The organism is Methylotenera versatilis 7 (genome assembly GCF_000799165.1).
In the GTDB taxonomy this organism is placed as follows: Bacteria; Pseudomonadota; Gammaproteobacteria; order Burkholderiales; family Methylophilaceae; genus Methylotenera_A; species Methylotenera_A versatilis_A.
Genome location: NZ_JUGF01000002.1, coordinates 1,300,594 through 1,323,489 on the forward strand (window position 1 = coordinate 1,300,594; position 22,896 = coordinate 1,323,489).

Here is a 22,896-nt window from a genome sequence, read left to right on the forward strand (position 1 = left end):
CGTGGTCGTACTATTTAGTGCGACGCTTCACCATCGGGAATAAACACATAGCCAAATCCCCACATGGTTTGTAAGTAACGTGGGCGCGCAGGATCAGGCTCTACAATGCGACGCAGACGTGATACTTGTACGTCAATACTGCGGTCAAATACATCCAGCTCGCGACCACGAGCCAGTTGCATAAGTCTATCGCGCGAAAGTGGCTGGCGTGGATGTTCGGTAAACACTTTAAGCAAGGCAAACTCGCCGCTGGTAATGGTAATTGGCATGCCATTACGGCTTAAGCTACGTGTTGACGGATCAAACACAAACTCACCGAAGCTAAAGGATTCCTGCTTGCCCGTATTTTCAGATTCCGGACTATATTCATGGCGGCGTAGCACTGCATTAATGCGTGCTAACAGTTCGCGCGGGTTAAATGGTTTGGGAAGATAATCATCTGCGCCCATTTCTAATCCAATAATTCTATCTACCTCATCACCGCGCGCGGTCAGCATAATGATAGGGGATGTGAATTTATTGCCACGCAAACGTCTGCAAATGGCTAAGCCATCTTCGCCGGGCAACATTAAATCTAGCACTAATAAATCAAATGATTCATTGGCTAGCGTAGCATCCATTTCTTTAGAGTCGGATACGGTTTTAATGTTAAAGCCTTGTTCGGTTAGATAGCGTTGCAGCAGTTCGCGCATGCGCAAATCGTCATCTACCATTAGTATTTTTTTGTTATTTTCAGCCATCATTTACGCTTTCATATCATTGAATGAGCAACTTAAACGTTACTGCCTGTGTAGTATATGTTTTCAGCATGAATAAATCTAGAATTGTGAAAACTTTTCATCATGATTAAACGTCTTAATGTTAACAATTAATCGTTACAAATAGTTACAAATATAAGGGGTTGTGAAACATTACATTAACAATGCTGATTCATGATTGCAAATCTTGTTAGTTGGTCAATTTTTTTCAATACGAAAAATATTTTAGAAAGAACGAGAACTCATCAACAATGGTTTTAAAAGCACATTATCTAACTCCGGCTTTATCGATGCTAGCGCTGTTTGGAACTTTGCTTGCAACGCCTGTTTCGGCAGGAAGCAGGAACGCATTGCTGAGTGATGATAAATCGTTGATTGAAGAAACAGACGTAAGTGGTTTAGAAAAAACGCTTGAATACAATTTCAGCCCTGAAGATCGTGCCCGTTTGCGCAAAGCATTATCGGATTATGCAAGATCGACTGACCCAGAGCATGCTCAAATTGCAAATAAACGCAAAGCCATGCAAGAAAGTATCGAGAAGCGCTTTAATGACTGTAATAAAGATAATGATGATTCGCTTGATCGTGAAGAAGCTACTTTGTGCTTGCCACAAATCGCGCGCCATTTTAGCTATGTCGATGTCGATGAAGATGGCGTCATCACTTTAGAAGAGTTACAGCTTGCACAGGCGAAATTAATCGAACGTCAAAAAGCCGCAGAAGCTAAAATTGAAGCACAGAAAATTATAGAAGCTGAAACCGCAATTAAAGATAAAAGCAAAGCTAAAGATAACAAACAAGCGTCTAATATCCGCAAACGTCCCATTTAGCTCAGTCCAAGTCAACCCATCTATTTAACTCATTTTGCTGGTCTTTTTTACAGCAGTCTTTACTCCGATTAGCTTATATTCAATACTGTCATATGTGGATTTTGGTATCGATTGAAAAGTATTGATGACTTCCTCGCAAGATATTTCAACACAAGTACAAGCCCAACAAGTTAATGCAGAATCTGCGCACGATTTTCGCGTGGAAATCATCACCAGTATCAGTCAAGTGAAGCCTGCTGATTGGGATGCGTTAACAGATGGCACTCCATTGCTGAGTCATGCATTTCTAAGCGCATTAGAAAACTCAGGTTCGGTCGGGCAGGGTACAGGTTGGATGCCGCATCCTTTGGTGATTAAGTTAGGTGGAAAACTTATAGCAGCAATGCCTTTGTACTTAAAAAACCATTCTTATGGCGAATACGTGTTTGATTGGGCCTGGGCTGATGCCTATCAACATAGCGGATTTAATTATTATCCCAAATTATTATCTGCCATTCCTTTTTCGCCGATTACAAGCCGACGATTATTAACTGAACAGCCTGAGCTGCAAATGATGGTGATTGAGGCATTAGAAAATGTGATGCAGCAACACCAGCTTTCCAGTGTGCATGTGCTTTTCCCGGATGAAAGCTGTGCGCAACAATTGCAAGCTGCCGGTTGGTTAAAGCGTACAGGCGTACAATTTAGATGGCAGAATAAAAAATATCCCGATTTTGAAGCATTTTTAGCTACATTAAGTCACGATAAACGCAAAAAAATTCATCAGGAACGCAAGAAAGTTTCACAGGCAGGTATTGTTTGCAGGCAAATTAAGGGCGCCGATGCGAGCGAGCGAGATTGGGATTTTTTCTATGATTGTTACACCAATACTTACCGTGAGCACCATTCTACGCCATATCTGACACGTAGTTTTTTTGCGGAAATCGCGAAAACAATGCCCGATAATCTTTTGTTAATCGTGGCTGAAATAGATGGAAATCCCATCGCAAGCGCCTTGAATATTTATAATCGAACTACATTGTATGGCCGCTATTGGGGTGCGACGCAATTCGTATCTGGCTTACATTTCGAACTGTGTTACTACCAGGCACAGCAATTTTGTATTGCAGAAGACATTACTTTTTTTGAGGGCGGCGCACAAGGAGAACACAAGTTGGCGCGTGGGTTTGAGCCTCGGTCAACTTGCTCCTATCATAAAATCGCACATCCAGATTTTGAGCGAGCAATCAAACAGTTTTTGAGCCGTGAGGCCGAAGGGGTGACTGCATACACCAATGAGCTAGAAGAGCGAGCGCCTTTTAAACACACAGTTTTATAAGCGCATCGCTATTTTTATGGAGTTACCAATTAATAGATTTACCATCAAATGCAATAAATTGGCCTGTGCTTTGTAAGCTTAGATCTGCAATCACTTGCCGTAATCCAGTGACGCTAGTCTGCGTGTTAATCAGCCCATTTGCGCCACCCATATCAGTCTGCACCCATCCAGGATGCAAAGTTACAATACTAATACCATACGGTTTTAAGTCAATCGATAAACTTTTCATCGCCATGTTCACAGCAGTTTTGCTGGTGCGGTAAATGTAGTTTTCACCGCTGGTATTGTCATCAATGCTGCCCATCTTGCTGCTAAGTGTAGCGATTTTTTTAAGCTGGCTACGAGCGATGTGCTGTACAAATGCTTCTGCCATTTTGAGCGGAGCCATGCTGTTAACCTTAAATGCTTCGGCCCAATCTTCATAATTGGTATCACCAAAGTTGCTATGTGGATACACGCCAGCATTGTTAATTAACACATCGATTGCTTCGTTTTTTAATTGCAACGCAAGACTGTCAATTTGACTAAAGTTACCAACATCAAGCGCGATTACTTGTATATTTTTGCTGGCGCTTGCCAGTGTCTGCAATGCGGCCGCAGATTCTGGATCGCGGCAGCATGCCAGAACTCTCCAGCCATCCGCCGCATATTGCCTGGTAAATTCCAAACCAATACCGCGGTTTGCGCCTGTGATTAATACTTGATATTGATTCATTGGGTTATCCTTGTTAAGACTATCGTGATAGTTTACTTAGTTTATCGAAAATTCGCGACGCTAATCTTTAGGCTACAATTTCACTCAAATTTTTAATTAAAGTGGATGCCTTAATTGACAGTATGCGACTCACAACTACTAACTGCTCACACGTAATTTTTTAGCGCACACCAGCATAGTTTCTATAAATAAATATTGATAAAAATAAAAAAAGGCCATATCCGAAGATATGGCCTTATGAGTGGGAAAGAGTCAATAAAAAAACCCGCACTTAGGCGGGTTCTCTATACTATCTTGGATACCAAAAGATAGTGAAATGGTGAAAGAGTCAACCAAACAAACTTGTTTTAGCCATAGCTGGCTTTAATTAAGCATTGTTAATATGATGATATGCCCCCAAATGTGCCCCCATAAATTATTTAATATAGATTATTAAAATTTACGCAAAGCCGATTAGACAATAGTACTTAGGGTTTATGAATATATTCATTATGGTAATTAATGAACTCTTCTGAAATTGAATGGTTAGGTTTAAATAATAAGTTAGAAGCAACTAATTTTATTGCGCCATAATCTAGCATTGCATGGTGGTTTGGGCATACACAAATCATGTTTTCTATTATGTCTGGCCCGTTATGAGGTTGACCAAGAGGCTTAATATGATGCGCTTCAGAATATTTCTTACCTGCAGGCATTTCTATTGAAATACCACAAATTTGGCATTGTTGGTTATTTAGAGATTTAACCCGTCTTGACAGAGGTGTATCTCTAATAATTCTTGAAATTGTAATATCTTTCCTGTCTGGTACAGTTAAATCAGCAGGAACCAAATTAAATTCTTCTTGGATATAGGGTGACCAGTCAAATGCCTTAGACTTTTCAATCTCCCCTTTCCACCATTCATAGATATTTTCGCTTTTATTGAAGAGGGAAAAGTAACCCTCGCCTGGCTCATAAGTTTCCATACTAATAATTAACCCAGTTATAGCAGGAAGCTCATTGCTTTTAGTCCATTCTGCTAACGAAGATAAGCCTTGAACTTTAAGACTCTCACCCCAGCGTTCTCTTAATTGAGGTAACCCTAGAATTTCATGAATTTTTTTATAGCCTAGATAAGTTTCAGGCTTGCCAGCTCTAACCTTTGGTAGATGAGCCACTAAAACTTCTAGGATTTTTCTACCTTGTTCATCTAGCATAATTAAATATATCCAATGTTTGTTTTAGACTTTATTAATTATAGATAATAATTTATTAGCTTTCTTATTAATAAACTGTAAGTTTGAGTTTATTGTCAAACCGTTACCGTTACCGTTACCGTTACAGTACGGTAACGGCTCTGTAATCGTTACCGACCGTATACATTACGTAACACTGTCACATCCAGCATTTACGCGCTATGTTACGTTACGTTATTGTTAATGTTACGGTAACAGTTACTGTATACGTAACATTAACAGCCTCGTCAATTTTGGCTTACAACGAAATGTTACTTTGTAACTGCAAATTATCGGAGTCAGATAGATAGCGTTCAAAGGCGTCATTAAATTGTATGGCTTCGTAACCCTTAGCAGTTTCATAACTATTAAATCTAATTGTCTTAGATGTGATTCCATAATCTTTCAGCTTGTTTGATAGTTGCCTAGGGCTTAACTGTTTTCCTCGGTTATAGGTGCACCATGATTTTTCTGTGTCTTCACAAAGCGCATTTATTAAATCAATAGTTGATATTTTAATTGTCTGCTTAGAATCAAAAATCTCTTTAATATCTGCGAGTAATTCATTAGCACTACTTTGCGGTGATTGTGTTTGATTGGATATACTTAAAGCAGCATTTAAGGCTGTCTCTACCCAGTGACTACCAGCTACATTTGCAATCTGAAATAATGGTTCCCAATTATCTTGGTCTCGGTCGCCCAAATTATCAGGCAACTTAGGCCGAGCATCTTTAACTTGCTCATGAAAATCATCCAAAAACCTTGCAAGTTTCGCAGCTAAGATTTGGAAAATGTCAGATTCAGCATGCCTTAATCTTTCTACAATTTCATCGGCCTTTTTCCGCCTTAACTCGATGATAATAGAGCGACTAGTTACGGTTTCTGCAAGTTTGATTGCATTAATGCCTGCAATCGCTTTCATGCCCCATACGGTAAAGCATTTAGGCTCAAAATCATCGCCTTTAGCAACACTACGCCAAACATAGGCGCTATCGCGTGTATGGCCTGCATTGATTAACCCCCGTAAGTCTTCATTGTCATTAAGTACAGTTTCAATTTCATCAATAAATAGAGTAGGCTTGTAAGTCTCAATCATGCGAAATAAAACACTAGGACTAATACTGCTCGCCTGTGCTGTCCGCGGGGCTAGCTTTGCCAATACCGTAAGTAACTGTGTTTTTCCACATGCTCTCTCAGGTGCATTAATCAGCAAAATAGGGGCGCAATGAATTTCGTCAATAAACCAACACGCGCAAACCCACAAAGCAGCTGCTTGGGCTTGGTGTTTATCTAAAACTATAAATCGCTGTATGGTAGATGTAATTTCATCTAACAATCCAGCAGGATTAATGGGCTCATGCCAAGGTTCTGTATCATCGAACTGCGAATTTTCCTTACTACTCTTAGATTGAGCTTCTTTGATTTGCTTATCTAGAGTAGCAGGCCGAATATTGAGTTCTTTTGCGCTCTCTTTTCTAATTCGGTCATAATCTAAGGGTTTAAGCGCTGCAAGCCGCCTGATTACTTCATCATCATTGTTACGAGGCTGATTAACAGTCATTTCTTTACTATCAGTTGATACCATCATATCAACTACCTAAAAATAATCGGTTATAGCGTGTCATTTTTATAACCTCAAACATGGCTTTCACCGTTAATTCTTTGACTTGCTTGAATACGTGACTTTTCCCAAGCTTCAATGTCTGATAAATGCCATGCGGTGGTATTTTCGGCTAATTTAATTGGGGCAGGGAACGTGCCTTTTTTAACCCAAGCCCAAATGCTTGAACCTGAAACCCCTAAGCGAGCTTTTAATTGAGGCAGTCTGTAAAACTGCGGTGTGAATGATTCGTTTTGTTTTGATGTATTACCCATTTTTACATTCCTTTAGTTTGGATTGCACAAGGCGGTATTGCCTTGCATGGGTTTGTATTTAATACATCAAAAATCGAAGTGTAAGGTAATTACCGTTTTGTTATCGGTAATTACCCATAAGTCCTAGTCTTTATGCGGGTTTGAAGGCAATAGCTCGGCACCCTCTTTTAGCCAGCTTCTTATAGTTTTTGGGTTTCCAACTGCCCCGAGCTTTTCCAAAGCATTTGCTATATCTTGTGGGGCTGTAGACTTTTCAGCTTTTGGGTCATAACCATAAGCATCAATAGCGATAGCCGTAAATGCTTGCAATACATTATTGGTTTTACGAGTAGATTCTGGTTTTTGTGTATTGGTGGGTTGTGCAGCTAATACATCGTAATCAGCTTTAAGTTTTAGATATTGCTCATGCCAGTTTGTTGCAGCGCCGCCAATTTTTGTAACTTCCTCAATTAAAGCGTTCGGCAACTCAATATTTATCTCTTTAGCCCAGCTAATAAAAATAACAGGTGGAATAGTGTCACCAAACTTTTTCCAGCGGGTTGCACGCAAGGCTAAATCCCTACGTTTTGCAAATGACACAGCAAAGGCAGTTTGACCTTTTAATTTTTCAATTTCTTTCCATGTAACAATTGCAGGCTCTTTACCAAATGATAGGGCTATTGCTTCGTCAAGTGTCCAATGCGCTGCTTTTGCCCAATGCACAAAATCAGCATTTGCTGAGGGCAGATTGTAAGGCCTTCTGTTTTCTTCACTAATCACGTTACGTTTACGTTGCTCAGTATCTTTTGCTAATGATTGTATATGTAACGTTAGAAGCTCGTTGTCTGGCATGTTACGTAACGTTAACTTGTATGCTTCAATCTCTAAATTTTTCTCTATGAACACGTTAGATTCGTTAGGTTTTAGAGATGCCATTGTTGAAGTAAGTGTTGAAATTATTCCAAATTTTTTTTGTACAAAGTAATGAATCGCAACTTCTTTTGGCGTCATTTTACTTCTAATCCTTGCGCTATAAGTACATGCTCAATTTCAGTTTTTAAGTTTGATTCTAATTCTGTATAACCCTCAAAGTGGAACCGTAAATCATTTGCATAATCAGACTTAACTGCTTGTTCAGCAGATTTTTTTCTTAATAAAATACATGCCTTATTTTGACCACGCGCAAAACCGTATTCATAAAGCACATTAGGATTGTTGTCTGTAATATCTGCTATAAAGACATCGCAACTTTGTATTTTATTCAGAATGTCTTGGATAACATCATGAGTTGGCGAGTGCGTTCTCATAATCGGATAATTTAATATATTTAAGTGTTGGTTATTTAATCTAATTTTAGTAACAGCATTTGTTAAAGCGGTGTTGTAATCATTAACATCACTTTCTGAATATGGCATTGCCATGAAAATTTTTAACTGCGAAGCATGTACTCTGTCAAAGACGTCTACAATGCTTGCAGCATCTATATCTTTTATTTCGTCAATATGATTTCGCAGTACCCAGTTTTTAAATGCTGTAGTTAAAACAAAATCACTGCCAGTATCTTTAAAAGCATAATAAAGAAATGCAACCAAAAGACCTATTTCTTGGCAGGCTTGCAGTCTTGCTTCTTGCTTAAAAACTTGATTAACGACTGCCAGTTTTTGTTTTATGGACTTTATACTGCTCGTCTCTTTTATCAACTTTTGCAAAGCTAAAAACTCAAGTCCTTTCAAGACTACTGTACGTAGTCTTGTGCCAAATACATGGTTTAACGAACCCAAATATTCGTTATCGATTTGAGGAATTAATTCTTTAGCTTTAACATAAGCCCAACCAAAACTATGTTTAAGCTCATCATCTGAAAAACGTGTATCGTCTAAAATCGCTTTCAAGTTTTCTTCAGAGGTTAATGCTAAACCTTTACTATTGATATTATGAAAAATTACACTTTGCAGTTTTGCATCCTCATCATTTTCATTTAGTAAAATCAAACAAAATGGAGCTTGTATACCAGCTTTGTCCGCATCAACTTCTTTTGCAGCACTTAAACGGTGATTGCCGTCTATCCTATTAAACAAACTAGGTGCACCTAACCCAAGATAGGCGTCATTTATTTCTAAAGTAACTAAACGCACCCATTCTTTTTGCCTACTATCTTTAGCACTGGCATAACTTCTGTTGAACTGTGTAATTGTTATGTTCTTGCCTATACTGGTAGACGCAGTAAGCATTTCAGCAGTACCAGAAATTGTAATGTTGTCCATACTAGGGTTTAGTGTATAACTCAGAATTACTTCTGGGAAAAAAACACTTTCACGTGCATTTAGATATTTTTCCAAATCTTTTTTATGGCTTGGTACTAAATCACGCTGATATTGCTCATTAGGTTTTGAAATTTCAGCTAAATCACCTAGTTTTGCATACCCACGAATGCAAATAAATCCGCCTAATGAGCGCTCTAAAAGGCCTCTTAGTATCATGCTGGATCACCTAAAATCATAGACTCAATTTCAGTTTTGGCTGTCTTTATAATATTTTCGGCTTCTGTTTGCAATTGCTTGGCTTGGGCGCGGATTTGCGCGATGTGGGTGGCAATTTCATTTTGTTTTGATATGTGTGGCAAAGGAATGTTTAATTGCATTAAGTCGCGGGAGTAAACATGAGGCTGCCCCGCACCTTGCTGTAAATTGTAAATTTCTTTTTGTTTTGTTTTTAGTAATTCAGCTAAATACAGCGTATTGAGAATTTCTTCATCTTTCGATTGAATCACCGAACAATCCGATGCGAAAATTGGATAATCGTGATACCAAACAAACCCTGCATAAGCACCTGATGCGCTTACTGTAATGATATTACCTTCATAATTAAAGGCATTGTGCGAGTATGGACTGCTTTGTCCACCAGCGATAACTGGATATTTACCAGCGATAATATGGTTAGAAGTAATGCTTTGACCTTTATTAACATGTGCTAGTTTGTGTAAAGGTGAGTTTGCATAACTGCCACCTTCAATTTTGTAATGCTTAGTAAAGCAAATATCAGGGTCTAAGCGTCCACCTGTTACCTCGCTAAATAGCACAGTAAAAATGCGCTTTTCAAGGTGGTTATCTTGTTCGGTAAGGGTAATACCTAGCTCGCCCAACAAATAGCCGTCTATGCTATCTAGCAGGGCTTGCGCTTGCTCTTCTTTTTGTTGTTTTGCCTGTTCGGCTTGCTGATATTTATCAACAAATTTTTCTTGAGTAGCTAAATCGGGCAAAGGTATTAACAATGATTTATATTCTTCAGCATTGATATTAGGTTGCCCCGCCGTTCTTTGCACGGCTTTTACCCAGTCTTTATAAGGGGCTAGCTGCGTATAAAGAAACAAAAAATCGGATAGTATTTTTTTTGAATCAACGACAAATCTAATCATGTAGCCTGCGAAAAAACAGCTGTATGAAACAGCATCGGACTTATGTAAATAGGTTTTCCCTACAGTATTTCCACTGCGGGCAAACAATAAGTCGTTGTTGTTTAATATGTATTTTTTCTCTACAGTTTCAGCTGTGACACCTAAACCATCAATTAAATTACCATATTCATTTATGTCAGTAATCCTCACATAGCGAGGAGATTGTGCACTGTTGCGTGTTATGCCGCTTTCATTTGCACCATATTGAGGAGATGTAAGCAACAAAGATTTAAGTGGTTTGGTAGCGTATTTGAATTGCTTAACTTTTTTGTTATACGAAACCATTTCTGGGTCAAATCGTTCGGCTAATTCAGAATGATTAGCCAAAAATACTTTATTCGCATTCGCTCCCGCACTTAATTCAAACCCCGCCATTATTCACCTCTACAATAAAACGGGCGAGTTCTGAGCCTATTACGTCCAGCTCATTCGTGCCTGTTTGCTTACCTGTTGCGTCATAGCCTATATCTTCGGCAATCGCCATAAAAATTGGGTAATCAGGCAGCTTGCTTTGTTTGGCTAAAGCATAAGCCTCTTCTAATTGTTCTTTTAGCGCATTGATTTTTTCGGTGTATTCGTTGCTAATTTCTGCTTTCCAAGTTTTGTAGTCTTCTGTGGTTTTGTATTCTGCCAGCATGCCAGTGTAAACCGCGCCAGTGGCATTTTTAATGGTAGCTAGTTTTTCGCGTTCTAACTTTTCTACGATTGTTTTGTAGTTGTATTCATTGAGTATGTTATTTTGCAGGCTGAGTTTTTGCTGTTTAATCAGCTCAGTTTGTTGTTCGCTGTATTTACGTAAAAACAGCACACTGCTTTTTACGCCTGCGCCTGTGGCGGTAAATGCGGTTTGCGGCAAACTCACTACGGCAATAATGCGATACCAGTCTTCAATTTGGTCGCGCACATATTGCAGACTGCTGTTAGTCAGTACGCCATCTGGCAACACGATGGCTAAGTAACCGTTTTCGGTTAAAAACTGGTGGCATTGCTCAATAAATAGCACTTCAGTGCTTTGACTATCACGGTTTTTAACCCCGCTATTTTTAAGGTCTAACCAAGAAACGTCTTTATTACCTAAGCCGTATTGTTGCAGATAGGCTTTTTCGGTGAGTTTTACCGCGCTACCAAATGGCGGGTTGGTGATAATAAAATCAAAACGCCCATACTTAAAGCCTTGATTTTTGGTTTGTTCCTGCAATGCATCGGCTTTAAGCAAACCGTCTGCTGTGATGACATTGGTGTGACCATCATCATGAATAATCATATTCATTTTTGCAGTGCGGCTAATTTGCTCATTAATCTCTATACCGTAAAGATTTTTCTCGGCAAAGTCGTGCCAGTGCCGCCAGTGTTCATTACTTTCTTTATCAAAGTATTCATCGGCTTGGCGGCGCACTTTTTCAAGCGCATGTAGCAAAAAGCCTCCGCTGCCACATGAGGTATCTAATACTAATGAATCGTGCTTAATCGGCAACACATTCACAATAAATTGCACAATCGGGCGCGGGGTGAAGTATTGCCCAAACTCCCCACGGAAAAACGAACCCATGAAAGTTTCAAATGCACGGCCTTTGCTATCTAAATCGGTTTTGCTTAGGTTAATGTCTTGCAAATACTCAACAATGGTGCGCACGCGCTCTGTTGTAAGGCGGATGTTATCGCGGAATACTTCAGGGTCTTTTTTACGGCCTTCTTCATAAAGCGCATTTACGCGTTGAAATAAGGCTTCATTAGTCTTTTTAAGTGCAATTTCTGGGGTGGTTGCTTCTACTTGAATGATTTGAAAGTCGTAAGGGTCGCCATTTTTACGAGCTATACGCTCATCCCAAATTTTGCAAAAAATTAGTTTGTCTAACTCATCAAAAGCTTCTGATGGGTTAAGTTGCCCGCCAGCCCATAGCGCATTATGTGCAAGTTTAAAGCGGCGCGTCAGCTCGTCTTCACTTACCACGCGAATATCAAAAAACTTTTGGTCATGTTCTTTGTAAGTTAGCTTGTCAGCATTTTTTACAAACTTATAGGGTGCAAGTTTATCTACCCCGTAAGCTGGAATATCTGATTCTGCAATCCGTAAGTTTTTGGCTTTATCAACCTGAAAGAATACATTTTTTATTTTAGAAGTTACCCAAACGAATTTCACATTATTGGGCAGTGCGTGAGCGTATGAATAAGCTTGATTTACGGCTTGGGTAAATTCTTGTTCTGAAACCTCTTGTTTTTTACATTCTACTAATATGTGCGGTTGCAAGCATTCATCATCGTTGTACACCACGATGTCAGCCTCTTTTTTTTCTACTCCCATTGTTACAGTAATGAAATTTAGTACGCGTTGTACTGGATAGCCATACTCTAAAATTAGGCGGCAATAGGTTTCGGCTTGGACTTGCTCTTCAGGCGTTGTGAAGTTGCGGCTTTTCTTTTGATGAATGTATTCAATCCGTTTGTTTTCATCGTAAAAGCGAATGAGGCCTTTTTTTACGCCATCTTGAATGTAATTTATTATTATTTCTGCGCTCATTTACTTCCCTGACTCATTTTTGTAAAAATAAGTTATCTTAAATTTATGACTTTGTTTATTGAGTGAATTTTACAATTATTATTTATGCTTTTTTAAGTTCTATTACAATAGCACCTGCTTTTAATTTATCTAAGTAATCTGCCCAAATTTGCATCATCTCTTTACGCTGTGCTATAAATTTAGTGCGATTATATGCAGCTCCCAATGTATCTGGTACTTTATGCGCCAATTGATGTTCAATAATATGTGGGTCTATGTTTAGGCGTTCGTGCAAAATGGTACGTGCCATTGCTCTAAAACCATGCCCTGTAATCTGTGTTTTTGTGTCATAACCCATTCGTTTAAGTGCTGCATTTATCGCGCTTTCACTCATTGGTCTAAGAGGCGAATGACCGCCTGTAAAAACATATTCACGATGCCCTGAAAATCCCTGAATTTCTTTCAGTATTTCTATAGCTTGGCGGGGTAGGGGTACTAAGTGGTCTGTTTTTGTTTTACTTACAAGATAACGCCACTCCCCAGTCTCTAAATCTATATCTGCCCATTTAGCCATTCTTAACTCGCTAGGACGTACAAAAACTAAGGGGGCTAGGCGCAATGCACATTGCACTGTAATTGTCCCCTTAAACCCTTCTATAGCCCTTAATAATTCAGCAACATCGTTAGGTTCAGTAAATGATGCCATGTGCTCAGTTCTAGAGGGGGGTAGAGCCCCCTTTAAATCGGCTGTTACATCCCTAAGGGCTCTACCCGTTTGAACCCCATATCTGAATACTTGACCGCATGTTTGTAGCGCACGATGAGCAGTTTCTAGAATGCCTAATTTTTCAATGCGCTTAATGGCATCTAGCACTTGTGGGGTAGTAATATCTGCAATTGGTTTGCTACCAAGCCACGGAAAAATATATAACTCAAAACGTCTAATAACTTTTTCTCTATGACTAGCTGCTTTATTTGCCATGTGAGAAGCAAGCCATTCACGCGCTACAACTTCAAAGCTATTTTCAGATTTTTCAAATTTAGCAGCTTTAACGGCTTTTTTATTTTCACTTGGGTCGACACCCTTTGCTAATAAGCTTCTAGCATCTTGCCTACGCTCTCTAGCAAGCGCTAAAGACACATCGGGATACACACCCAAAGCAAGTTTTTTCTCTTTCCCATCAAAGCGATATTTTAATCGCCAATATTTTGAGCCGTTAGGCATCACTTCAAGATACATGCCCCCACCGTCTGAAAGTTTGTAAGCCTTTGATTCTGATTTGCTTTTTCTAACTTGAATATCTGAAAGATTCATCTAAATTAACCTATTAAAAAGTTGCTTTGGGGGCATCAAAAATCAATTGGGGGCATAACTGTCTATATTATGCCCCCATTAAGGTTTAAATTGCAATGAATTGGAATGTACGAGAAGAAACAAAAAACCCGCATAAACTAAGCATTTATGCGGGTTTGGTGTACTGTAATGTACTGCGTAATACAGTGAATTGGTGGTGAAAGAGGGACTTGAACCCTCGACCCCAGGATTATGAATCCTTGGAATTTATAAACACAGAACATTCAGTAATAGACATCAATAATAGAATCAATAACTTACTTAAAAAGTACATTTCTACATTGTTATCAGTTATGCGGGAAATTTTTCTATTACTGTCCCGCTAGTGTCCCAACTAAAAATATTAATTATCATTTTTGGGTTTCTTTTTCTTCCATCCATCTATTAATTACACTTAGTCTCCAAACACTCGTTCTTTCGGATAGTTTAATTTGCTTTGGAAATTTATTTTGCTGTATCAATCTGTAAATTGTACTTTTCCCAATACTCAACATTATGGCGAGTTCTTTAATTCTTATATATCTATCTTCAAGCATTATTTAATCTTTGAATTGAAACTTAAAACTCTTCACTGGCTGCATAGATAACTTATTTAACAAGAGTTTATTAAGGTTTGTAAGTTGATATGATAGTTAGAATATTTACTACCTGTAAACAAAAAAGTAAATCTCAAAAACTCATTCTTACATTAACTATTCATGAATACTTTCAAAATAACTTCCAACGAATTTTGGATTTCTTCGATGATATTGGGGTCGTTGTACCTTTTTAAAAAGTGCTGTTAATATGTTATGAACTGCCCAAAGCTTAATAATTATAAAAAAGGTACTTCAATTGCGGGAATTTCTAGAAGTAATTCCAGACCCAGTTTCACTTATTGAGTCTATGAGAGCTGTTGGCTATAGTGCACAAACTGCTATAGCCGATATTATTGATAATAGCCTTTCCGCTAAAGCCTCTCAAATAAAAATTGAATATGATGCATCTCGTGAACCATTTGTATCAATACTTGATAATGGTGAGGGGATGTATGCAAATGAGTTAACTAATGCAATGCGTCATGGCAGCAGCAATCCAAATGATGCAAGAGAGATTAATGATCTTGGACGTTTTGGACTAGGATTAAAAACCGCATCTTTATCCCAATGCAGAAAGCTAACTGTAGTTAGTAAAAAAGGCGGTCAGATTTATGCTAGATGTTGGGATCTTGACTATGTACAAGAGAGAAATGGTTGGTTTGTTACGATACCAACAAAACTTGAGCTAGAAGAGTTACCCTTATTCAAAAGCTTGGTTGATCAAGAAGCAGGCACACTTGTTGTCTGGCAATTGCTTGATAAACTCATGTCAGGAGCGTATCAACCTCAGGATGAAATGAAAAACCGCATGCGTGATCTAGTTGATCATTTATCATTTGTATTTCATAGATTTACTGAAAAAGAAGACGGAATAGATCCGGTTGATATTTTCATTAACGGTGTAAAACTTCATCCAGTAGATCCATTTTTAACAAAAAATTCTTTTACTCAGCCATTAGAAGGTCAGCGGATACCTGTTAATGAAGTAATTATTAATGTCCAACCTTACGTGTTGCCACACATGAGTCATCTCAATATTGATGAGATTCAGCTTGCTGGTGGAAAAGATGGTTTAAGGCATAACCAAGGTTTTTATATTTATAGAAATAGAAGACTTGTAATTTGGGGAACCTGGTTCAGATTAGTACCAAAAGAAGAATTTTACAAACTTACTCGAGTAAAAGTAGATATTCCAAATACATTGGATCACTTATGGTCATTGGATATCAAAAAATCTGTTGCGTACCCACCAGATGTTATTAGAAATAGACTTAAAGAGTTAATTCCACACTTTGCTAATACAAGCAGAACAACAATTACATACCCAGGAAGAAAACAAAAAAATATATCTTTCGAACCTATTTGGGTAAGAACTGAACCTAGTCACGGTACATTTAGATATGACATAAACATCAATCATCCAGCGTTGTTAGAAATAACAAATCGGATTGATAAAGATGGTCAACAAAGTATTCAATTTTTGATGAAGCTTATTGAAACAGCCTTACCCTTAGAATCAATATATTCAGATCTTTGCTCAGACAGAAGAAATGATTTTGAACTTGAGGGTGAGTTAATAAAGCAGCTAGTCGAAATTGCGAAAAAGTTAATAGAGATAGCAGGTATTAATATCACGGAAGTTTTTAACTTAGACCCAATCGCAAGATATCCCCAACATCATAATAAAATTATTGAGGAATTAAGTAATGAGTAATCTGGAAATTAACCATTTAGGTGTTGCGATGAATATCGTAAATGGGAGGCCGCTTACAGATGACTTATTAAATGAAGTTTTAGTGATAATTTCAAGTATTGACACCAATATTAGTAAAGAGCAAATCACTTCTTTAAAAAAGCAACTCGAGCACAACATTGGAATTAAGATGAGCTCTGGTGAAGTTATTCATGCAGATGATCACATTCCTTGGGTAGAGGATGCAAAGGCAAAGATATCTTGGGACTATTGGAAAAGCTATACTCAATTATTAATATCAGAAGGATGGACTAAAGAGGTTGTTGATGTTTTAAATGAAGATACGGATAAAGTTCTTACCGAATGTGGAAATCCTTTACTGACCGACGGCTGGAAACACCGTGGACTTGTAATGGGGGATGTTCAATCTGGAAAAACTGCAAATTATAGTGGGCTTATCGCCAAAGCTGCAGATGCTGGCTACAAAGTTATCGTACTGCTTACTGGCTTAATTGAAGAACTCAGGAAACAAACTCAGGAAAGAATGGACGAAGGTTTTGTAGGTAGAAACAGTCGAGATGTTCTTGGTGTTAATCAAAACATGGACCCTATTGGAGTGGGGAAATATAGAAACAAATTTGCAAATGTTTTAACTTCATTAGATTCAGATTTCTTAACTTCAAATTCTAGAGCGCTCAGAGGGATTCCTCTATCCAATATTAGTGAGCCAGTTTTGTTTGTAATCAAAAAAAATAAATCTCCGCTTGAAAATCTTAATAAATGGCTTTCTCAACAATTGCCTGCTAGTTTAACTGAGCATGACTTGCCATTACTTATAATAGATGACGAAGCAGACAATGCTTCAGTCAATACCAAAAAGGATGAAGATGATCCGGCAACTATAAATAGATTAATTAGAGATTTGTTGAGTAAGTTTTCTAGATCAACATATGTGGCTTTTACAGCGACACCATTTGCTAACGTGTTTATTAATCCAGAAAACGAAAAAGATCTTTTCCCTTCCAATTTTATATATAGCTTAAATAGTCCTTCAAATTACATTGGAGCAGAAAGTATTTTTTCTGAAGAAGGGAAGCACTACAGTCAATTAAGAATAATTACAGATATTGAATTACCTATACCTGAGTCACATAATAAGGATCATGAATTAGATGACATTCCTCAAAGCATGAAAGATGCAGTTAAAGTTTTCATGTTGACTTGTGCAATTCGTGACATACGAAAAGAAAAGCTTAAACATCGGACTATGCTAATAAATGTAAGTAGGTTTAATGATGTACAAGCTCAAATTGCTGAATATTTAAGGCAATATTTGACAGATTTAAACGAAGAAATCCTTCAATACCTTTTAAGTACTTCTTGGTCGACTCACCCAAAGTTAATTGATCTTAAAAATATTTGGGAAAATGAATTTCATAATTCTGGTGTAAGCTGGGATGAATTAAGAAGTGAGTTGCATAAATCAACAGCTTCAATAAAGGTTGTTAAAGTTAATCAAAAGTCAGATGAAAAATTAAATTATTCGGAATACAAAAATACAGAAAAAGGTCGAAGAGTTATTGCCATTGGAGGACTCGCTCTTTCTAGGGGATTAACACTTTATGGGCTTTGTGTAAGTTATTTTTATCGTAACTCCAAAGCATATGACACATTACTTCAAATGGGAAGATGGTTTGGTTACAGACCAGGATACGATGATCTTTTCAGAATTTGGATGGATAATGATGCCATTGATAGGTTTGCACATATTTCTACAGCTGTAAGTGAATTAAGAACAGATTTTCGTCGTATGAGTGCAAACCGGTTGTCACCGGACAAGTTTGGTATTCGAGTTCAGTCACATCCTGACTTACTTATAGTTACTGCTTTAAATAAAATGCGTAATTCTTCCGAAATAGTACATCAAATATCTTTCAGTGGTTTTGATGCTGAAACTCCCTTTTTAAACAAAAATCTAAATCTAAATACTGAGAATGTATTAATAGCCGATAGTTTTGCCAAAACCCTTGGTTTAGCTAGGGAAGTTGGTAGAAAGTATTTATGGGAAAAAGTTGATAAACAATTAGTTTATGAGTTTATTTCAAAACTAAATATTTCTGAAATGAATTTTAAATTCATTGTAGATTCAAAAAGTAAGACTAAACCTCTAGTTGATTTTATTGGCCAAAACAATATTGAAAAATTAAGCAAATGGGATATTTGTATTCCACAGGGCATAGGAGCAGAAGTTGGCAATTTTGTTCAAAATCTTTCAGATATTACTTCAAACATAAAATGTCAAAATAGAAAGTTTGAGGTGGTTGCAAAAAATGTTAATTATCTAAAAGTTAATAAGCAAAAGGTGGGTGATACTGGAGATGAAAAAGTCGGAATGTCAGTTGGAGAAATTGAAAGTGCTGAAAATGCTTGGCTAAAAGAATTAGAAAAAGATCCAACAAAAGGTAAAACTACACCTGCATATATGTATCGGTTATTCCGTTCCAGACCTCTATTAACGATTCACTTTGTGGGTTTAAGTAACGTTGAGCCTGACGATAAAAATATGATGCTGCCTGCTGATATTGAATCTAAGGTAGTAGTAGCAATAAGTCTGAGCTTTCCTGATTTTGAAGAATTAGGAAAAGATAATCCAAATTCTAAAGTTGTATATCGGCTAAATAAAATAGCTATGGCAGAATTATTTGGATCCAATGACGAGGATGAAGAAGATGAAGATTGAGCAAGTGTGGAGAGACATACTTTTAAATCATGAGTCTTTGCAATTTGTAGAGGGAGATTACCAGTTAAAATTATTGGACCCAGAAGCGAAGTTTAGTTTCTTTGCAGGAGTAGACAGCGACAAGAGTGTTTTAATTGCTATCGAAATCAATTGCAGACCACCCGATATTAACCTTGAAACTCAAGCAATTGATTATTTTAGAAGTCAAAGAAAAAATGGCACTTGGCTGATGGCCTTACGTTTATATGATTTAGATCTAGTAACTGTATTTGGCAGATTATGCCAAGATTTAATTGATGCTTCTGCTGGTATGCCAAGCCAAACAGCTTTAATAAAGTTGTTTAAAGATAGATTAAATTTATGGAAAAAATTATTTCAAAATAGTAACAAAGGGCTACTTCAAAAACATGAAATTAAAGGTTTATTGGCGGAGTTGGTTGCTTTAGAAAACTTATTGACTTCAACAACCTCCGCTACAACTATAGTAATGGGATGGATTGGCCCACAAGGTGCAGATCAGGACTTTATTTTCAATGATTTTGCTCTCGAAATCAAAGCAATTGCACCTTCAGTTACTCAAGTTGGCATTTCATCTATTGAACAGCTTGATTCAATTTTACCTATAGAGCTTTGGATTTATGTCTTAAGGGAAAGCAATTCCGATGAAAAAAATAATATCAACCTACTCAGCCAAGTATTAAAAATTGAGGCAATATTAAATTCAGAACCAAATGCATTAAACATTTTTAAAGCTAAAGTGCTTGAATCAGGATATGTAGAAAATGAGTTTTATAAGGACATCTGCTTTAAAGTTACAGATGAAATGAAATTCACAATTACTGATGATTTTCCAAAATTAAAGCGTGAGCTCATGCCATCAGGGATTTTAGAGGCCGCATATAATATTTCACTGTCTGCAATAAGCAATTTCAGGATATAGCATGGATATAAGTGAGTTTCTAATCGAATTGCGTCAGCTAGTTGCGAGAAGAAGTGCGGCAAGCCATTTAGTAGACACACTCGCATTTGTAAATGAAGTCGCAAATAGGTTAGAGGAAGACCCTGTCTTTGGCGAGTTTGAACAAATTGAGTTCCAAGGAACTGGATCCAGAAATCGGATGCTTAGAGTTCATGGGTTCACTAGATTTGAAGATTCAGACGGTAGTATTGGGCTTGTAATTGGTAGATGGGAAGATATTGTTACACCAGAAACACTCTCAACCTCAACTGTGAATCAACTTTCTGGGTATCTTGAAAACTTTGTTAGAGAGTCAATTGAGAATAATCTTTGTGAACGCATTGCAGAGGCGAATCCCGCCTATGAACTTTCCTTACAGTTATTTAATGAAAAAAAGAAAATCAACAGGATTCGACTGCACATTCTCACCAATTTGACTCTAAGCAGCAAATTTAAAGAAGAGCTTCAAGGAGAGGTCGCTGGTATTCCACTGGAAAAACACATTTGGGATTTGGAGAGGCTTTCTGCCATCTATCAATCCAGTATGGAGCGAGAAGCTGTAGAAATTAGTTTTTCTGAGTACTCCAGCACAGGAGTTCCTTGTATTGAAGCCGCTAACTCAGATACCTTGAAGTCCTTCCTTTGTGTAATTAAGGGTGATTTATTGGCTAATCTATTCGACAGATATGGAAGTAGATTGCTAGAGGGAAATGTGCGCTCATTCCTAGGCATGAAGGGTGGGGTGAATAAAGGAATAAGGTCAACTATTCAAGATAATCCAGATTTATTCTTTGCCTATAATAATGGGATTGCAGCAACTGCATCCGCGATAGAGGTCGACCATAGTTTTGGCATACCAGTCATTACGAAACTAACGGATTTGCAAATCGTTAATGGGGGGCAAACAACAGCTAGTATTCTCAGCGCACGAAAGAAAGATAGGCTTTCATTGGATGGTGTTTCAGTACAAATGAAACTAACAGTTGTAGAAAGATCTAATGCACAAAATCTGATTCCAAAAATTGCCGAATATGCGAATACTCAAAACAAGGTGGCAGTCGCTGACTTTTTTGCAAATCATCCTTTTCATCAAAAAATGCAAACTATATCCCGTAGACTACTCACTCCAGCGCGTGCAGGTCAGAGGATACAAAGCAAATGGTTTTATGAACGTTCACGTGGTCAATATCAAAATGAGAGATTGTATTTAAGTACATCACAAAAAAATGCTTTTGATAAAGAGTATCCAAGTGAGCAAATGATTAATAAAACAGAGCTCGGAAAATTTGATAATACTTGGAATGAAAAACCATACTGGGTAAGTCTTGGCGCTCAGAAAAACTTTACTAAGTTTGCAAACCAATTTGATAGTAAAAATCCTGAACTTAGTGAAAGTGAATATTGGGACTTAATAAGTCCAAAATATGGGGATTCATATTTTAAAAATATCGTTTCAGTTGCCATTTTATGGGCATCAATGGAAAGGATTGTAGATTCAGCAAAAAGTACATGGTATCAAGGTGGCTATAGGGCAAATATTGTGACTTATACTATTTCAAAGCTTTTTCATGAAGCTAGATCAATTGATAAAGAGATTGACCTTGACTTGATTTGGCTTAAACAGGAACTTCCTTTTGATTTAATAAGGTATCTTGAAAAGATAGCCATCGTAATACAGTCAATAATTTTGGAGCCACCTCCTGGTGAAAAGAATGTTGGGGAATGGTGTAAAAAAGAATTATGTTGGAAGAATGTGTCCAACCTAGAAGTTGCCTCGATAGAGGAAATAAATATATTTCTAGTTGGTGTTGATGAGTTTAAAGCTAGAGCGAGGGACGGCGTAGTAGAAGGCGCCATTGATGATAGCATTTCAATACAAGGTAAAGTTCTTAACCTCACCAGTTCTGGATATTTTATGAAGCTATATTACTGGTCTGATTTTACGTCGCATTTCTCACCTTTAGACAAAGCGCTAGTACTCAAAGCTAGTACGCTACAAGGTTTTATGAAAATTCCGTTGGAAAAAGACTGGAAAAGATTGCTTGAAATTAGATCCGGAGCTGAAGATGAAGGGTTCAGGATGTCAGCCTAAATATCACTTATAAGCATTTTTTAGTTTGAATTGATTTTAACTTTACTTTTATTTCTGCATACTCCATTGCATAGAGTTTCATGTACACATGTACAGCTTTGTGACAATTTGGACAAAGTAATGCAAAATCATCTAGGGTCACAAAGGTATCAGCGGAGTAGTTTGAAATCGGAATTTTATGATGTGCTTCGATATAATCAACTCCATATTTAGCATTAAAAATTTCCTCACAAATATTGCATTCCCATTTTTGAGTTTTTTTTAACTCTTTTATAATTTTAATATTTCTTTCTGCTATTAGGTGGGTCACAAACTTACGACCGCCTTCTTTGTAGAGTTGATTCTCTTGCGATATCTCTAAGGCATGACTTTCATCAAAGTTAATTTGACGGTGCAAAGTAACATAGTTATCTTTAAGCTCACTAATTAAAAACTTGCCTTCATAGTTCCAGTTGTTTTTTATCTCTGTAAATAACAATATTGGATATAGATACTGTGGCTGATTAATTAAAACTTGATTTGCCTTTTCTGAGTAAGACACTTTTCCCTTATTGGCCTTAAACGAATAAAAATATATATCCTTATTATCGGTAGACCAACCATCATGATCATACAAGCCTAGGCGTGTCTTAATAATTACTGCTTTTAACTCTGGAAGCGTCCCAATCCAGTTAATTCCTTGCTGTGGTGTATTTCCAATTATTGAATCTTCATCACTCCAATACTGCGAATCTTTGACTTTAGAGTACTGAATTAAATCAAACAAGTTTCTCTTAGTAACTGTGTCTCCTATTTCAAGCATAAGAAGATCATTTGATTTTTTCAATTGCATGACATCTCC

Annotated in this window: 18 protein-coding genes; 6 read left to right on the forward strand and 12 right to left on the reverse strand. The window is 37.4% G+C overall.

The window, feature by feature from the left end:
- Nucleotides 1-14: 14 nt before the first annotated feature.
- Nucleotides 15-743 (reverse strand): two-component system response regulator OmpR, encoded by a 729-nt coding sequence (gene ompR / locus K370_RS10355; RefSeq protein WP_047541362.1) that lies wholly within the window; start codon nucleotides 741-743, stop codon nucleotides 15-17.
- A gap of 305 nt (nucleotides 744-1,048) precedes the next feature.
- Here ompR and K370_RS10360 point away from each other — a divergent pair, with 305 nt between their 5' ends.
- Entirely contained in the window at nucleotides 1,049-1,588 is a 540-nt protein-coding gene (locus K370_RS10360) for a hypothetical protein (protein WP_235272733.1), read from the forward strand.
- Nucleotides 1,589-1,712: 124 nt separating this feature from the next.
- Nucleotides 1,713-2,906: a GNAT family N-acetyltransferase gene (locus tag K370_RS10365; protein ID WP_047541364.1), complete on the forward strand. Its 1,194-nt coding sequence runs from the start codon at nucleotides 1,713-1,715 to the stop codon at nucleotides 2,904-2,906.
- A gap of 22 nt (nucleotides 2,907-2,928) precedes the next feature.
- Here the strand turns inward: K370_RS10365 and K370_RS10370 are convergent, their stop codons facing one another.
- From K370_RS10370 to K370_RS10415, 10 genes are all read right to left on the reverse strand, one after another.
- Nucleotides 2,929-3,621, reverse strand: coding sequence for an SDR family oxidoreductase (locus K370_RS10370; protein WP_047541365.1), 693 nt, complete (start codon nucleotides 3,619-3,621; stop codon nucleotides 2,929-2,931).
- A 467-nt stretch (nucleotides 3,622-4,088) separates the two neighbouring features.
- Complete coding sequence (locus K370_RS11890) at nucleotides 4,089-4,817, reverse strand: HNH endonuclease (protein ID WP_052185233.1); 729 nt, start codon at nucleotides 4,815-4,817, stop codon at nucleotides 4,089-4,091.
- 277 nt (nucleotides 4,818-5,094) lie between these two features.
- Entirely contained in the window at nucleotides 5,095-6,423 is a 1,329-nt protein-coding gene (locus tag K370_RS10380) for a DUF3631 domain-containing protein (protein ID WP_052185234.1), read from the reverse strand.
- A 47-nt stretch (nucleotides 6,424-6,470) separates the two neighbouring features.
- Nucleotides 6,471-6,710 carry a helix-turn-helix transcriptional regulator gene (locus tag K370_RS10385; protein WP_047541366.1) on the reverse strand — a complete coding sequence of 80 codons (240 nt, stop codon included), beginning with the start codon at nucleotides 6,708-6,710 and terminating at the stop codon, nucleotides 6,471-6,473.
- 123 nt (nucleotides 6,711-6,833) lie between these two features.
- Nucleotides 6,834-7,700, reverse strand: a complete 867-nt coding sequence (locus tag K370_RS10390; protein WP_047541368.1) for a hypothetical protein — start codon at nucleotides 7,698-7,700, stop codon at nucleotides 6,834-6,836.
- Nucleotides 7,697-9,169: a hypothetical protein gene (locus K370_RS10395; protein WP_047541369.1), complete on the reverse strand. Its 1,473-nt coding sequence runs from the start codon at nucleotides 9,167-9,169 to the stop codon at nucleotides 7,697-7,699. Before K370_RS10395 ends, K370_RS10390 begins: the two co-directional genes overlap by 4 nt.
- The gene (locus K370_RS11895; RefSeq protein ID WP_052185235.1) at nucleotides 9,166-10,518 is read right to left on the reverse strand and encodes a restriction endonuclease subunit S; all 1,353 of its coding nucleotides are present in this window, start codon (nucleotides 10,516-10,518) and stop codon (nucleotides 9,166-9,168) included. The genes K370_RS10395 and K370_RS11895 overlap by 4 nt, the downstream gene beginning before the upstream one ends.
- Nucleotides 10,505-12,661: a restriction endonuclease subunit M gene (locus tag K370_RS10405; RefSeq protein WP_052185236.1), complete on the reverse strand. Its 2,157-nt coding sequence runs from the start codon at nucleotides 12,659-12,661 to the stop codon at nucleotides 10,505-10,507. The genes K370_RS11895 and K370_RS10405 overlap by 14 nt, the downstream gene beginning before the upstream one ends.
- Before the next feature lie 82 nt (nucleotides 12,662-12,743).
- Nucleotides 12,744-13,955, reverse strand: a complete 1,212-nt coding sequence (locus K370_RS10410; RefSeq protein WP_047541370.1) for a tyrosine-type recombinase/integrase — start codon at nucleotides 13,953-13,955, stop codon at nucleotides 12,744-12,746.
- Nucleotides 13,956-14,344: 389 nt separating this feature from the next.
- The gene (locus K370_RS10415; protein ID WP_047541372.1) at nucleotides 14,345-14,530 is read right to left on the reverse strand and encodes a helix-turn-helix transcriptional regulator; all 186 of its coding nucleotides are present in this window, start codon (nucleotides 14,528-14,530) and stop codon (nucleotides 14,345-14,347) included.
- Between the two features lie 298 nt (nucleotides 14,531-14,828).
- Between K370_RS10415 and K370_RS10420 the strand changes: the two genes are divergently transcribed.
- Genes K370_RS10420 through K370_RS10435 form a run of 4 tightly spaced genes read left to right on the forward strand, consistent with a single transcriptional unit; the run spans nucleotide 14,829 to nucleotide 22,055 of the window.
- A complete protein-coding gene (locus K370_RS10420) occupies nucleotides 14,829-16,286 on the forward strand; it encodes an ATP-binding protein (RefSeq protein ID WP_200883477.1) in 1,458 nt (485 codons plus the stop codon).
- Nucleotides 16,279-19,005: a Z1 domain-containing protein gene (locus K370_RS10425; protein ID WP_047541373.1), complete on the forward strand. Its 2,727-nt coding sequence runs from the start codon at nucleotides 16,279-16,281 to the stop codon at nucleotides 19,003-19,005. Before K370_RS10420 ends, K370_RS10425 begins: the two co-directional genes overlap by 8 nt.
- Nucleotides 18,995-19,945 carry a PD-(D/E)XK motif protein gene (locus tag K370_RS10430; RefSeq protein ID WP_047541374.1) on the forward strand — a complete coding sequence of 317 codons (951 nt, stop codon included), beginning with the start codon at nucleotides 18,995-18,997 and terminating at the stop codon, nucleotides 19,943-19,945. The genes K370_RS10425 and K370_RS10430 overlap by 11 nt, the downstream gene beginning before the upstream one ends.
- A 1-nt stretch (nucleotide 19,946) precedes the next feature.
- Nucleotides 19,947-22,055, forward strand: a complete 2,109-nt coding sequence (locus tag K370_RS10435; RefSeq protein WP_052185238.1) for an AIPR family protein — start codon at nucleotides 19,947-19,949, stop codon at nucleotides 22,053-22,055.
- Between the two features lie 7 nt (nucleotides 22,056-22,062).
- Here the strand turns inward: K370_RS10435 and K370_RS10440 are convergent, their stop codons facing one another.
- A complete protein-coding gene (locus K370_RS10440; protein WP_047541375.1) occupies nucleotides 22,063-22,887 on the reverse strand; it encodes an HNH endonuclease in 825 nt (274 codons plus the stop codon).
- Nucleotides 22,888-22,896: the final 9 nt, after the last annotated feature.